The organism is Streptococcus ictaluri 707-05 (assembly GCF_000188015.2).
Lineage (GTDB): Bacteria > Bacillota > Bacilli > Lactobacillales > Streptococcaceae > Streptococcus > Streptococcus ictaluri.
This window is the reverse complement of the sequence record NZ_AEUX02000005.1, coordinates 215,013-230,216: the sequence shown is the minus strand read 5'-3', so window position 1 is coordinate 230,216 and position 15,204 is coordinate 215,013. Positions and strand designations below refer to the sequence as shown.

General features: G+C 38.0%; 13 protein-coding genes and 1 pseudogene. 1 reads left to right on the top strand and 13 read right to left on the bottom strand.

Features of this window, described 5'->3' with window-relative positions:
* Positions 1-17: 17 nt before the first annotated feature.
* The 5 genes from dcm to STRIC_RS04385 all read right to left on the bottom strand — a co-directional run bounded on the left by dcm (position 18) and on the right by STRIC_RS04385 (position 4,121).
* The gene (gene dcm / locus STRIC_RS04405; protein ID WP_008088331.1) at positions 18-1,508 is read right to left on the bottom strand and encodes a DNA (cytosine-5-)-methyltransferase; all 1,491 of its coding nucleotides are present in this window, start codon (positions 1,506-1,508) and stop codon (positions 18-20) included.
* Positions 1,501-2,553, bottom strand: coding sequence for a DNA modification methylase (locus STRIC_RS04400; RefSeq protein WP_008088186.1), 1,053 nt, complete (start codon positions 2,551-2,553; stop codon positions 1,501-1,503). The genes dcm and STRIC_RS04400 overlap by 8 nt, the downstream gene beginning before the upstream one ends.
* A gap of 31 nt (positions 2,554-2,584) precedes the next feature.
* A complete protein-coding gene (locus STRIC_RS04395) occupies positions 2,585-3,064 on the bottom strand; it encodes a methionine adenosyltransferase, N-terminal domain protein (protein ID WP_008088033.1) in 480 nt (159 codons plus the stop codon).
* Between the two features lie 3 nt (positions 3,065-3,067).
* Positions 3,068-3,646 carry a P27 family phage terminase small subunit gene (locus STRIC_RS04390; protein WP_008088525.1) on the bottom strand — a complete coding sequence of 193 codons (579 nt, stop codon included), beginning with the start codon at positions 3,644-3,646 and terminating at the stop codon, positions 3,068-3,070.
* Positions 3,647-3,752: 106 nt separating this feature from the next.
* Positions 3,753-4,121 (bottom strand): HNH endonuclease, encoded by a 369-nt coding sequence (locus STRIC_RS04385; RefSeq protein WP_040831956.1) that lies wholly within the window; start codon positions 4,119-4,121, stop codon positions 3,753-3,755.
* A 158-nt stretch (positions 4,122-4,279) separates the two neighbouring features.
* On the opposite strand from STRIC_RS04385, the gene STRIC_RS04380 reads away from it, so the two are divergent.
* Positions 4,280-5,143, top strand: coding sequence for an IS982 family transposase (locus STRIC_RS04380; protein WP_008087066.1), 864 nt, complete (start codon positions 4,280-4,282; stop codon positions 5,141-5,143).
* Positions 5,144-5,209: 66 nt separating this feature from the next.
* Here the strand turns inward: STRIC_RS04380 and STRIC_RS04375 are convergent.
* The 8 genes and pseudogenes from STRIC_RS04375 to yycF form a co-directional block, all read right to left on the bottom strand.
* Positions 5,210-5,356 (bottom strand): annotated as a pseudogene (locus tag STRIC_RS04375) (integrase catalytic domain-containing protein); the annotation flags it as partial.
* Between the two features lie 145 nt (positions 5,357-5,501).
* On the bottom strand, positions 5,502-6,488 hold the full coding sequence (locus STRIC_RS04370; protein ID WP_008088279.1) for a Fic family protein: 987 nt from the start codon (positions 6,486-6,488) through the stop codon (positions 5,502-5,504).
* A gap of 280 nt (positions 6,489-6,768) precedes the next feature.
* Positions 6,769-7,572, bottom strand: a complete 804-nt coding sequence (locus tag STRIC_RS04365) for a Cof-type HAD-IIB family hydrolase (RefSeq protein ID WP_008088082.1) — start codon at positions 7,570-7,572, stop codon at positions 6,769-6,771.
* 36 nt (positions 7,573-7,608) lie between these two features.
* Positions 7,609-11,154, bottom strand: coding sequence for a chromosome segregation protein SMC (smc, locus tag STRIC_RS04360; protein ID WP_008088471.1), 3,546 nt, complete (start codon positions 11,152-11,154; stop codon positions 7,609-7,611).
* Positions 11,155-11,847 carry a ribonuclease III gene (gene rnc / locus STRIC_RS04355; protein WP_008088605.1) on the bottom strand — a complete coding sequence of 231 codons (693 nt, stop codon included), beginning with the start codon at positions 11,845-11,847 and terminating at the stop codon, positions 11,155-11,157.
* 273 nt (positions 11,848-12,120) lie between these two features.
* Positions 12,121-12,930: an MBL fold metallo-hydrolase gene (locus STRIC_RS04350; RefSeq protein WP_008088080.1), complete on the bottom strand. Its 810-nt coding sequence runs from the start codon at positions 12,928-12,930 to the stop codon at positions 12,121-12,123.
* Positions 12,931-12,933: 3 nt separating this feature from the next.
* Positions 12,934-14,286 (bottom strand): cell wall metabolism sensor histidine kinase VicK, encoded by a 1,353-nt coding sequence (gene vicK / locus STRIC_RS04345; RefSeq protein ID WP_008088421.1) that lies wholly within the window; start codon positions 14,284-14,286, stop codon positions 12,934-12,936.
* Positions 14,279-14,989: a response regulator YycF gene (gene yycF, locus STRIC_RS04340; RefSeq protein WP_008088052.1), complete on the bottom strand. Its 711-nt coding sequence runs from the start codon at positions 14,987-14,989 to the stop codon at positions 14,279-14,281. Before yycF ends, vicK begins: the two co-directional genes overlap by 8 nt.
* Between the last annotated feature and the right edge of the window lie 215 nt (positions 14,990-15,204).

Sequence of the window (15,204 nt, the reverse complement as noted above, 5' to 3'; positions counted from 1 at the left end):
ATCAAGTCTTTTCTGCATTATTTCTCGATAAATTTTAAAATACTTTGCATAACGTAAACGACACAAGGTAGTGCCACACCATTACCCCACATTTTATATTCAGCAGTATCAGAATATGGATTTTGTAGCCATTTGATAATTTGTTTGTCGGTTTTTGATTTTTTCTTGCCATTGATAACTCTGTGCATTTCAAACACCTCACGGAAGAACTCGATATCTTCAGCCGTTGGTTCTGAAATAGCTAAATTTTGACACCAATAGTCAGGGAATCCTTGTAGCCTACCACACTCAAGTGGTGTAAGTCGCCTCACCACATAAGACACAGTATTGACAATCGGTGGATCTTTATAATCACTTGCGACTAAGGTACTTGCTTGTTCTTTGACCGCTATTGTGTGGTGTGAGTTCTTACTCGTTGAGTATGTTGGCTGAGCTACTGCATTGGGGCCAGTCGATAACATCGTGGCACTTTGTTCTTCCTCAATGTTAAAACTCATATTCCCCTTTTGACTTTGATTATAAGTCGTGCGACTAATTCCATAAGACTTGGTCACAATCGCCACACCACCTTGATTACGGTCAGGGTTATTGCCACCTGTATCAATCGTACGTGACGTTTCAGTTTTATAAATGTTGGCCCTTGCGTTTTTTGTATTCTCCGATGTTAATCTGACGTCAAAGTTTTCTACTACAAACGGTTGATTATTGCCACCAGTCCCATAGGTAGAAGACACGGTATTACTCACCTCAAGTGGTCCTTTATAACGTGTGTCTTGCCCATGGTTTTCAAACATTAAGCATTCGCTCTGTTCTCCAATGCTAGACGTAGTACTTCTGGTAATACTTTGTTTTTCATCTTGGCACGTTGTAATATCCCACGACATGCCTTTGGACTCAAATAGTATTTTTCCTCCACGGTTTGAATTAAAATCTGCGACAAGGAAGATTCTTTTTCTTCGTTGGGGTACTCCGAAATATTGTGCGTCCAAGACTCGCCAACAAATGGAGAGTGACTCTCCCACAACACTTCCTGCTGGTTGCCATTTGTTAGGTTTAGGAATAAATAGGTTTTCATTTGTGACTTTTGCGATTTCTTCAAGGACACATCTGAAGTCTTCTCCTTTATTGCTTGAGAATGCGCCGAGTACATTTTCCCAGATAATAAATCGTGGATATTGTCCATTTGTTTTACACCTCATTTCTTTTATAATTCGGATAGCCTCATAAAATAAACTAGATGACTTTCCATTCAATCCGTCACGCTTCCCAGCTATTGACATATCTTGACACGGTGAGCCAAAGGTAATGATATCAACTGGCTCTATTTCGTAACCACTAAGTTTAGTAATATCTCCTAGATGTTTCATGGATGGGATATTTTTTCGAGTGATAAGAATAGTATAAGGCTCCACTTCACTTGCCCACAAAGGTTCAATCCCAACTTGTAAGCCAGCCAGTGGAAAGCCCCCAGAACCATCAAATAAACTACCGAGTGTCAATCTACTCATCAGACACCACATCCTTATAAGCGTATTCCTTACCGTCACGGATAAGTGTTACCTCTTCATCAGAATCGACTTGTTCGATATAGCGTTTCACAATCACATCGCAAAACTTCTCATCAAGTTCAATCATGTTACACACACTGTCTAACTGCTGACAAGCGATTAAAGTTGAATCACTGCCACCAAATGGGTCGAGTACGACAGAATTCGTCATGCTTGAATTTTTAATTGGATAAGCTAATAAAGGGATGGGTTTCATTGTTGGATGCTCTCCATTTTTCTTCGGTTTATCAAACTCCCAAATTATAGACTCCTTACGCCCTGTGTACCATTGATGTTTTCCCTTTTTCTTCCAACCAAACAAGACAGGTTCATGTTGCCATTGATAAGGACTACGTCCTAACACAATCGATTGTTTCTTCCAAATACATGTACCTGATAAATAAAATCCTGCTTCACTAAATGCTTTTCTAAAGTTTAAGCCTTCTGTATCGGAATGAAACACATAAATACTAGAATCATCTGCCATATTTTGTGCTAGGTTAGAAAAAGTAGATAATAGAAATTCATAAAATGAGTTGTTATCCATGTTATCATTTTTGATTTTTCCTGCACTTCCTTCGTAGTTGACGTTATACGGTGGATCCGTTACGACTAGATTGGCTTTCACACCATTCATCACAACCTCGTAGCTTTCTGACTTAGTGGAATCTCCACAGTATAATCGGTGTTTACCTAACAGCCATAAGTCACCTTGTTTTGATAATGCTGGTTTCTTCAATTCTTCTTCCACATCAAAGTCATCATCTTCAATGTCTTTATCACTATCAAAAATACTAGATAATTCTTTTTCATCAAATCCAGTTAGACCTAAATCAAAACCAAAGTCTTCTAACTCTGATAACTCAATCGCAAGTAACTCTTCATCCCAGCCGGCATCTAATGCCATTCGATTATCCGCTAAAATGTAGGCTTTCTTTTGCGCTTCGGTCAAATGCTCCACAAAAACACAAGGGACTTTTTCGATTCCTTCTTCTTTTGCAGCCATGATTCTTCCGTGTCCTGCGATAATATTGTATTCACGGTCGATAATAACTGGATTGATAAAACATCAACAGTTCATCTTTTGGTGCATGACTCTGACAAATAATCAGTCTATCTTTTGTAAGGATATATTTCCCATCCGTTGGATATTGCCCATAAATCCCACGAGCAATTTTTGATAGTTCTAGTTGTTCTTCTGTAAGTGGTACACCTTTAAAAATACCATTGTCCCCACAGCGTACTTTTCCTGATTGATTATCAGCTAAATGAACGTCTTGTGGAACAATGGTAATATCCGTTTTTATTTCTCCTGCGATACGTGTAATGATATTTTCAATAGATTTTTTAGTGAATTTTACTGTGGTTTCAATAATGACGTGGCACGTCCCATGCCCAATCAGTACTTCAACTGCCACCTTTGGTTCTTTATTTTTCTTATATGCTAAATCAACAATTGCTCCAGCAATACGATCGGCGACCTTATCTGGATGCGAGGGGTTTACTTTTTCAATCATGTCTTATCTTCCTTTCCTTGATTGGAGTAGTCTCTCCATCAAATCGTCACTTGTATCAACATAGACATCTGTGCAATTTTGCTTAACGATGTCGTAAATTTCATACCAAATTAAATTGGCGCTCTTTTGAAACTGACTAGCCATTTGAACGAACGGTGAGGTAATCACACCACCAGTTGTGGGGTGTTTTCCCAGTAGCCCATAAGTTGAAATAGCTTCTTCGCACTGAATATAACGTGCAAAAGCCTGTGAGTAGGATTCGATTAGCCGTTTATTCACTAACTTCTCACACTTACGTTCTTTTAGCCACAGCCATGTTTCTTTGTATATATCATCAGCACCGAGTGGTTTCCCATCTTTTTGCTTCGTTGACAAATACTCGCCATGTCTTGGCATGTCTGCCCCTTCTAGTAAGACACCTTCTGGTAAATCTACTGCCGTCATATCTGTAATTTCCAATTCTGGAAGATTGTTTAACATCACTCGAACTTCTCTTCCTTTTTGGATTTTATCCACGGCTGATTGTGGTTTTGTACCTGCTTTCACACGTCTCCCACCACGGTGCGTTCCATCTTTTGCCATGTATTTCTCCTTTCATTTTTTTAATACCCTGTTTGAATTGAACTTTTTGTGCGTGAAGGGAGGCGCCCGTTATCCTGTGGGATCCATTTTAGAGATTTTTAGCCCCCTACCCGTCTTTCTTTTTATTCCATCTGCTACCATTTGTGGCATGAATTCGTGCGTGACAGCTTTTACATAAAGAAATCAAATTATTTCTATCATGCGTACCACCTTCAGCCAGTGGTTGTTTATGATGAACTTCTTCTACTTCTTTCATGATTCCATTCTTAAAACACAGCTCACAAAAAGGATGTTCCTTTACATAACTATCTCGTACTCGTTTCCATACTCGTCCATATCTACGGCGTACAGCAGGATTTCTGTCGTACTTCTCGTAGCGTTTGTTTTCTTCACGTTGGTGCTCCTCACAGTAACGTCCAACGGTTAACTTTGGACAGTTTGGATGAGAACATGGTCGCTTTGGTTTAGTCGGCATTCTCTCACCTCCATTTGGGTATAAGAAAAGCCCTGCGGAATAATCCAACAAGGCTTAAAAATTATTTTTTACCCGTGGTGCTAGTTAATCTCAAAATACAATAAAAAGCCCAAAAGGACTATACTGTAAGTGCCTACACAAACAGGAGGTTAGTCCAAATGAGCCACTTACAGTATACAGCTAAATCCCATCACTTACAATGGAATATGCGTCAATTATCAAAAATTTGTTCTCAGTTTTATCAAGATTATTGTCCGGAAGACTTCAAACACCGTCGTAACGTCTGTCTGTCCAAAGTTTCAGACCAATCTCTTCTAGTTTTACTGCTATTACAAGCTGAACTAGGTATTAAATCACAACGTCACTTTTATAGGATTTGTCAGCTATTTCCCTGCGGTACATTACTAGAAAGAAGTCGCTTTAATAGGCGTGCAAGACAGTTGATTTGGCTGGTTCAAGTGATTCGTCAGGCAATGAACACTCAAATTTCTCCCAATACCATTGTTATTATAGACAGCTTTCCTTTGCCACTTTGTCAATCTATTCGTAACCACAGGGTCAGACTTTTCAATGGGATAGCTAATATTGGTTACACCGCCTCTAAACATATGTGGTTTTACGGTTTTAAGGTTCACATGCTAGTGACCTTATCAGGTTACATTCTGAATTATGTTGTCAGCCCAGCCTCTGTTCATGATATTAAGGCAGTTTACGAGTTGCTAGAAAGGTGTGAACAATCCGTCATTTTAGCAGACTTAGGTTACCTTAACCGTGAGCTGAAAGATGAGTTGAAGCAAAATGGCTATCACCTCTGGACTCCCTTGCGTCAAAATATGGAAGGGGCTAAACAGCATAATCATTGGAAACTAATGGCTATGAGACGAACCATTGAGACTAGATTTTCAGAACTTTGTTCCCTTTTTGATATGGAACGAACACTGGCTAGGGGCATGACAGGACTGCAATTGAGGATTGAACAAATCATACTAGCTTACAATTTGAGATATTTTGAAATTAACTAGCACCATGGGTATTATTATATAATTCTGTACAGTGGTATTGTTACGTTACAATAGATGTAAGACAAACAGGACATCAAAAGGATGTATTCTTTTCGTTTCTTTAAAGTTTGTAAATTCAAAACCATTGTCAGTTTGAATTACTTTTGGTTTATATCCAAAATAAGCAATAGCCATTTCGATAAATTGAACTGTAGAATAAGAGCTTTGTTCTTTTCTTTGCCCTTTTTGTCTCACATCATTGACAAATGTACATCAATCACTTGAAAAATGTACCTACCATTATTTCACTACATTTTACATTCTCACTAAGAAATTACACATTAAATAAAAAAGACATTTGCATTTACAAGTGCCAAAGTTATGATTTTGTTAAAGTATACGTTCTATTTTTATTGCTACCCTGTGCCTCCATCAGACCTAATAGTACAACGTTCGATAAATATTTTCTAGCTGTTGGAGCTGATTTCCCTATCAGCTTACTAAGTACAGCAGCCGTAATACTCGTGTGATTTTTCATATATTTATGAATCAAAAGATAAACTTTTTCCTCTGTCTGTGTTAAATTCTCTGGTAAATCTACAACATCCGATAGAGTAGTCATTTTATATAAATTAAGAGTTTCTAAAATAATATCTAACATAAACTCTATAAATGTATTAGAAGAATTTTCTTTATCTGCCTTACCTAACGCATCATAGTATGCTTTTTGATTCTCATAAATAAGCGTTTCAATCGGTATCCATGCAAAAATTGGATGCCAATTTGCCAAAATAACCGTTTGCCATAGTCTTCCCATTCGTCCATTTCCATCTTCAAATGGGTGTATCATCTCTATTTCATAGTGAAATACACAACTTTTAATAATTTCTGGCGTATCATCTGTCTTTCCCCAATTAAATAACTCTCTCATTAGTTCTGCTATAAATTGTGGTCTTGCTCCCATATGCACAACATTTCCCGCTTCATCATAAACTCCTACGTCTTTACTTCTATACTTGCCTGTTGCATTTACAATTCCAGCAGTAAGTAATCCATGAGCCTTTAAAAAATGTGATTCATCATAGGGAGTTAGCGTTAAAATTTCTTCATAAGCTTCATAAGCGTTTTTTACTTCTCTTATCTCACGGGGGTTCCCTAACACTCTTTTCCCATCAATAATGGCTGTTATTTGTTCTACTGTTAAAGAATTTTGTTCAATAGCGAGTGATGAGTGAATAGACTGAATACGATTTTCTTTTCTTAATTTTAAATCTTTCTGTACTTGTAATTCTAAATTACCAATAATTTTAGAAATCTCTACTACCTTATTTAACATGGTATTCGTAACTGTAAAAGGTGGTTTCATCATTTTCTCCTTACAATCTTTTTTCTTATTATACCATAAAAATAAATTTATCGCTCGTTCTTAAAGCGATAAAACAAGCGATAAACTATTGCAATTTATTTTAAATTCTTTAACGATTACTAACTTTTTAACGTTATTATTTTCAAATACTCTACATAAAATTACCCTAGAGTATTAAAACTCCCACTCAAACTCCTAGTCCCTTTGTTTCAAGCTATTTAGAACTTTTATTGTATTATCCACTTTATTCCTATTTCAAGTGCCAATAATTTTATTCTTGTCATTCTACCAATCCTTCTAAATAACTTAATACAGCGCCATCATTACAATGACCAATCACTTGGTCACACACAGCTTTGACTTCTGGCCTGGCATTTGCAGTCGCAATAGCCCGTCCAGCATAGCCCAGCATTTGTAAATCATTGAAATTATCCCCAAAGGCAATGGTTTCTTCTGGTAAAATACCCAATTTTTGACAAAGATGAGCCATTCCAAAGCCCTTATTCACCTCTTTTAGGATAATATCAATGGAATCAAACCCTGTTGTCACAGCTGAAGCGTAACTTAAGGATTGATTAAGCCAGTCGCATCCATCTAGGACTGTCTCTCCTGTAAAAGTGGTAGTTACTTTAAAGATAGTATCATCTACAATATCATCTAAGCTATTAACCACTGTGACATTTTGATAATAATAAGACATATTTTCAATGTATTCTGGACTAGCTCCTTTGATAATATAAGCAGCCTTTTGCCCTGAAAAAAGCATTCCATCACCATTATAGTAGGGATTTTCACGAATGGTTTCAGCGACCTCATGATACTGAGCTGCTGTCATACAGTCGGCAAAAAGGATGTCATTTTGGTAGTGGACTAAAGAACCATTTTCACCAACCACAGCAATTTGATCTAAAAAGGGTTCGAATAACTGGTCGATAGCTAAGGATGATCGCCCACTAGATACGGTAAAAATAACCCCTTTTTCAGCTAGCTTAGGCAATAACTTAGCTAATCTTTCCTTTTGATAGCTACCATCCTCAGCTAAAAAGGTACCGTCCATATCTGTTGCGATTAATCTCGTTTTCATATTGTCTACTTCCTTTTCATAACGTCAAAGACTTGACTATGATAAATAGTCTAACTCCTTAGAGTCTTTCAATTTGACAGATACGACTTTAGAAACACCTGATTCCTGCATGGTAATTCCATAAATGCTATCTGCCGCTGCCATTGTTCCCTTACGGTGAGTAACCACAATAAATTGACTGTTTTTATCAAAACGATTGAGGTAATCACCAAAACGTTTGACATTGGCTTCATCAAGAGCTGCTTCCACCTCATCCAAAATAACAAAAGGAATGGTCTTCACACGAATAATGGCAAAGAGTAAAGCCAAAGCCGACAAGGCTTTCTCTCCCCCTGACATAAGGTTTAAGGATTGAATTTTCTTACCTGGTGGTTGAACGGAGATTTCAATACCAGCTGATAATAGATCCCCGTCTGTCAACATCAAATCAGCACTTCCTCCACCAAACATCTGCTTAAAGGTTTCTTTAAAACTGTCTCGAATAGCTTCATAAGTTACCTTGAAGCGTGCCTTAACCTCGCTATCCATACTACCAATAGTATCTAGCAACATGTTTTTAGCTTTGGTTAAATCAGTTTTTTGACCATTTAAGAAATCAAGGCGTTGACTCACTTCTTCAAATTGAGCAATAGCTTCACTATTAATTGGGCCAAGAAGACGAATCTGTTTGAGTAAATCTTGTAAATTTTGACGAGCCACTTCCAAATTGTCAAGGGCATTGCTTTTATCCTTAGCTTGGTCTAAACTCATTTGAAAATCTTCTGAGAGGCTTCTAGCATGGAGACGCAAACGATTAGCAAGCTGCTCTAGCTGTGTCTCCAAATTGGTTTGTTGACGGATAAAACTATCATTTTTTTGACTTTCTTTAGCCATTTTGACTTCAAGTTCTTCCAACTGCGCATCATAATCTTCTGCTTCAAAACGAATCTGCACCAGGCTTTCTTGTTCTGCTTGCTTGCGACTCTTGGCATCCGCTAATTGCTTTTGCAAATCAGGAAGTTGCTCTCTTCTTTCCTGATTAATTTGATAATGGACTAAGCCTTCTAAGTCAGCCATCTCATCTTGAATCTGCTCTAGCGTTTCAAGTAAGCGTTCCTGATTGGCCTTTTCAAATTTCCCTTCGCTTAAAAGTTCTCGCTCTCTCAACCACGCTTGCGATAAGTCTTTACTTAAGATCTCTTTCTTTTGATTAATCAGATCTTTATTTTCCTTAATGTGAGCAATCTCAAGACTAAGCTTTTCTTTTTGTCCTACCAATTCTTGCAAAGCATTTTCTAACTCTTTTTGCTCAAGAAGGAGATTTTCTCTTTGATCCCCTTTATCTTGATCGGTCATCAATACTAACAAAGCCTTAGAATCTTTCAAGCGCTCCTCAATTTGTTGATAAGCTAAGACTTGTTTTTGTTCTAGTAATCTCGCTTCTTCACCAGCTAAGGTCAGCTGAGCCTGCTCTGCTTTTTGAGCATGCAGGTGACGCTGGCAATCTGCCACTTCTTTTTCAGCCTCTTTTAAATCCAAGTCTAATTGGTCGAGCTCTTTTTTTAGCATGTCCAACTCAGGCTTGATAAAGGTACTATTATTTTGGCGATTAGCCCCTCCAGAGAACGACCCACCAGGACGAAGCTCTGTCCCGTCTAGGGTTACAATACGCACCTTGTATTGTAAGGCTTTGGCAGCTTGATTGGCCTGATCAATGGTATCAAAAATAAGAGTATTTCCTAATAAATTTTGAAAAATCGCTGTAAGCTCTGAGTTATAAGTCACTAAAGACTCTGCCGTTCCTAGAAATCCGGGATAGTTGGCTAGTTGACTAAGTTGCTGGGAAGCTAAAAAACGTCCCTTAATCGTTGTTAATGGCAAGAAAGTGGCACGCCCTTGACGATTTTGCTTAAGAAAGGCAATAGCGCCTTTAGCAGCTGCTTCATCTTGAACGATAATATGCTGGCTACTAGCTCCCAAGGCCACTTCAAGAGCTGTCTGATAAGCTTTGTTAAAACTCAAGTGCTCACTAACTGCCCCTAAAATACCACCTAGTTGGTCTGCTGATTGGAGAACGGATCTGACCCCTGCAAAAAATTGGCTATGGCTTTTTTGAATGGACTTTAGACTATGTTGTCTCGCTTCTTTAGCCTTTTTACGATCCAAAATGGCAAAGTACTTCTCTTGCTTTTTCTCATAGACAGCTTCTTCTCCTTTGATGCTCTCATCTAAAGCTTTATAATCCTGTAAAAGAGTACTAACTTGAGCTTGACTTTCTTGCAAAGCTTTTTGACTGATTTTTGCTTCTTCTTCAAGCAAGGTTACTTTTTCAAGAAGGCTATGTTCTTCTTGAGCATGACTTTTTCGGTCTTGATTTTCTTTATCCAGCTGAGCTTGTAAAGCTGTTAGGCGATTGGAATAATCCGCTTCTTGTTGCATTAAGGAGACAAAATCTTCACGCAGGGATTCAATCAATTGATCAGGATCGTTAGAGAACTTAGCCAACTGTGCAGACAAATCTTCTATTTGTAAGGTTACTGATGCTAGTTCTTGACTGACTTGACTAGCCTTAGCTTCTAGCTCTTTTAGTTGGGCTTGTACTTTAGATTCTTGGCCTTGCAGTTCTTGAAGGCGTTGATTAGCCTCTTCTTTTTTCTCTTCTTTTTGATGACTATCAAAGGTAAGCTTTTGAATCTGTTTTTCAAGTTCTGACAAAAGTGTAGTCAATTCTAAAAGCTGTTCTTGCTTACGATTAGACTCATGAGACAAATCCTGACGTTTTCTTTTAAGCCTTTGGTGCTCAGCTTCCATAGCTTCACGCTTAGCATAATAGTCCTTTAAATCATTTTTGAGAGACTCTAAATCACGATTAGTTTCTTCTTGCTGTTGATGATCTAAAGCAATATCTGTTACCAAAATATCGAGTTGTAATTGCTTACGGTGAGCATCCAAAGACAGAAAGGTCTTTGCCACTTCTGCTTGCTTCTTTAAAGGACCAACTTGATTTTCTAGTTCATAAATGATGTCATCCAGACGATCCAAGTTATCCTGTGTTTGGTTTAATTTACTTTGCGTTTCTTTTTTGCGTGTTTTGTATTTTAAAACGCCAGCCGCTTCTTCAAAGATAGCTCGTCTTTCTTCAGGCTTACTGTTAAAAATCTCCTCAACACGCCCCTGTGAGATAATTGAAAAAGAATCACGTCCAAGTCCTGTATCCATAAACAAATCATGAACATCACGCAAGCGAACTTTACGACCATCAATCAAGTAATCACTATCGCCATTACGATAGATATGTCTTTCTACCCTAATTTCGTCTTTGGCTTCTTTGATAAAAGCATCTGAGTTATCTAGAACGACAGCCACTTGAGCATAATTAAGAGGACTTCTGCTCTGGGTTCCCGCGAAAATTACGTCTGGCATTTTACCGCCACGAAGACTTTTGGCACTGGATTCTCCCAGTGCCCATCTCAAACTTTCTGTGATGTTACTTTTTCCAGAGCCATTTGGTCCTACAACGGCAGTGACACCTTTGTCAAACTCAATTTTAGTTTTGTCAGCAAAAGACTTAAAGCCTTGCATTTCAATTTCTTTTAAAAACATTTAGACCTCACTAAGTTGAGCCAGCGCTTTTTTAGCAGCATTTTGCTCTGCCATTTTCTTTGACTTGCCCAAGCCCTTGCTAATGATGCTATCATTGACAAAAATAGCAACTTCAAACTGTTTGGCATGAGCTGGACCACTCTCGCTAATCACTTGATAATCAATCGTAATATCGCCATTAGACTGAAGTAATTCTTGAAGGGACGTTTTATAATCTTTTACTTTCTCAAAGTTTCCCTGCTCAACTTGAGGAATCATAACCTGATTCAAAAAGCGTCGCACTTCATCTACCCCTTTATCCAAAAGCAGAGCACCTAAAAAGGCCTCAAAGAGATCGCCTAGAATCATATCACGATTACGGCCACCCGATTTTTCCTCACCCTTTCCAAGCTTGATATGGGTATCAAAAGAACAAAAACGCGAAAAACCTGCCAAACTTTCTTCACGAACAATCATAGAACGCAGTTTTGACATGTCACCTTCGTTTTTTTTAGGGTATTTATCAAACAAATACTCTGAAATAATCAATTGAAGAACGGCGTCTCCTAAAAATTCCAAACGTTCATTATGTGAAATGTTTAGGAGGCGATGTTCATTGGCATAAGAAGTGTGGGTAAACGCCGTTTCCAGTAAACTCTTATCAGTAAAGGAAATGGCAAAAGACTCTTTAAGCAACTCTTTAAGCTTTTTCATAAAAAAACTCCTTTTCTTTTGGTCAATAGACCATTCTATTATATCAAAAAATCCCCTAGAAGACTTAGTCCAAGGGGGATTTTCTCATAAATTCAAGGCAATGACTAAGAGCATAGAAAGAACTCTTCTTTTCAACAGCTATTGACACCTAAAACTTCCAATAGAAAAGAGATTAATAGTGATGAGTGATGTTGACTATTATAAATGCAAAAAACTCAAGATTTTTCCATCTTGAGCATTTTACTTATTCTCTTATATTTTTAGTATCTCTTATCAAATATCAGACAAAGGACAAGCTGTATCTGGTGATGTATCGTGCACTGTAAAGTCAGTACCGACAGCTAAGTCTGCCTGCGCTAGTTGATTAACCATGGTCATGTGAGCCAATTCTTTGATATTGTTTTCTTTACTCAAGTGACCTAAATAAATTTTCTTGGTTTTATTACCAAGACTTATAATCATAGCTCCCGCTCCATCTTCATTAGACAAGTGTCCCATGTCAGATAAGATTCTCTGTTTTAAGCTCCATGGATAGGAGCCCGACCGTAAAATTTCGATATCATGGTTAGATTCAATTAAATAACCATCTGCATTTTCGATAATACCTGTCATGCGATCACTAACATAACCCGTATCTGTCAACATGACAAAAGACTTGTTATCCTTCATCATGCGGTAAAATTGGGGATCAGCAGCGTCATGGCTCACACCAAAACTTTCGATATCAATATCACCAAAGGTCATGACCTTATCACGTTGAAAGACATGTTTTTGAGAGCTATCGATTTTACCAATCATCTGGCGACTTTCAATCATCTGCCAGGTTTTTTCATTAGCATAAACATCCAAATGGTACTTTCTTGCCAATACTCCAATACCCTTGATATGATCCGAATGCTCATGCGTGATGAGGATAGCGTCTAAATCCTCTGGTTTACGATCGATTTCTGCTAGTAAGCTGGTGATTTTCTTCCCCGTCAAACCAGCATCAATCAAGAGACGCTTTTTCGGTGTTTCTAGATAAAAACAGTTTCCTGTCGACCCAGAAGCAAGCACGCTATATTTAAAGCCTTTTTCAGTCATCAATTAATCTATATCGTCCTCCCATTCATCATAAATGGCAGCATCTTTTTCATAAGGAAGCACAATGGTAAAGGTTGACCCTTTGCCATAATCACTTTTAGCCCATATAAAGCCGTGATGCTGCTTAATAATTTCTTTAGCGATAGCTAGACCTAGCCCAGTACCACCTTGTGCGCGACTTCTGGCTTTATCAACCCGATAAAATCGGTCAAAAATAAGAGGCAAATCTTTCTTTGGAATCCCAAGTCCTTGATCTGAAATGGATATAATCAGCTGGGTATCAGTCGCTTTCATTCTAACTGTAATCTTACCACCGTCTGGTGAATATTTAATCGCATTGTTTAAGATATTTTCAATCACTTGCGTCATTTTATCGTTATCGATTTCTAACCAGACTGAAGTGATCGGATAATCCCTAACAATCTCATAAGCTTTATCAGAAAGGGTGTGCTGACTTTTGACCAAATCAAATCGATTCAAAATTGAGGTCATAAAAGCAGTAAAGTTAGTCATCTCTACGGACAACTGGGTGACTTTATTATCAATCCGAGACAAATTCAAAAGATCTGAAATCATACGCATCATACGATTAGTCTCATCCAGAGATACTTTGATAAAGCTAGGCGCGATGTCCTCTTTTAAAGCTCCCTCATCCAAAGCTTCTAAATAAGATTTAACAGAAGTTAGTGGGGTACGTAACTCGTGACTTACATTGGAAACAAAAAGTCGACGTTCCCGTTCTTCTTTTTCTTGTTCGGTTGTATCATGTAGTACCACAACAAGACCTGAAATAAAACCACTCTCTCGACGGTTTAAAGCAAACCGTAAGCGAAGTGAAACAAATTCTCCCATCTCGTTACGCCCATTAAGCGTCACCACAGGCGTTTTGGAGACCAAATCACGGTAACTATAAGGTGAGTCGCTATCTAACAAGTCCGTAATATTTTTCTCAAGCGCGTGTTCTCGCGTCAAGTTAAGTTGCTTTTGAGCCGTTTCATTAATCATGATAATCTTACCTGAGCGGTCAGTCGCTAAAACACCGTCTGACATATAGGCCAAAATGCTAGCCAGACGGTTTTTTTCTTGAGCGAGATTTTCATGAGTCAAACGAAAGACATCTGAAAGATCATTTAATTGATCGGCTAACTCCATTAGCTCAATGTCAGCCTTCTCGTTAATCATGTCCGTGTAGCGCCCATTAATCAAATTACGAATCTTATGACTCATCATACGAATAATACGGGCATTCCGATAGTCTCTAACAGCTAGATGAATAAAGTAAAAAGCGACAAAGACCAGCAGCAAAAGAATAGCCAGTTCAAAAGCTGATAAATTTCCAATGATATCTTTAGTCATATGATTTCATGTAATAGCCCACACCACGTCTGGTCAAGATATACTCTGGACGACTAGGCGTGTCTTCAATTTTTTCACGAAGACGACGAACAGTCACATCAACAGTTCTGACATCTCCAAAATAGTCGTAGCCCCAGACGGTCTCAAGAAGGTGCTCACGAGTCATTACCTGCCCCATATGATTAGCCAAATGGTGAAGCAATTCAAACTCACGATGAGTTAATTCAACCTCTTGACCGTGTTTTTTAGCCACAAAAGCACCTGGCAAGATTTGTAAGTTGCCGATAGTCAGCTCTTGTGACCCAGAAGAAGCATTTTCTTCTGCTACTGCAGTTTCTATGGTTTCTGTACGACGTAAATGAGCTTTGACACGCGCTAAGAGCTCACGATTTGAAAAGGGTTTTGTGACATAGTCATCAGCTCCAATTTCAAGGCCGATGACCTTATCAAATTCACTATCTTTGGCAGATAACATGATAATTGGAATATGACTTGTCTTGCGAATCTCTTTAGCTACTTCCAAGCCATCCAACTCTGGCAACATGAGGTCCAATATAATTAAATCAGGTTTTTCTTCTTCAAAAGCAGTGACTGCTTCACGACCATCAAAGGCAGTAATAATGTCATAGCCTTCTTTTGTTAAATTAAACTTAATAATGTCAGAAATTGGTTTTTCATCATCGACAATAAGTATCTTTTTCATTTGTTATACCTCAGAAAGTTTTTCTATAAGCTTTATTTTGGTGTCTTATCCCTTAATCATGATAAGATTTAAAGTAGGTTGCTTTCTATCATTTAATGTCTTAATGATTATACCAAAAATTTTATTTAATTGACAATTTACTGCTATATGGGACAGGTAAAGCTCTATGAAATCTAAATTTTCAGACAATATTGACAAGAATAGTTACCTATGAT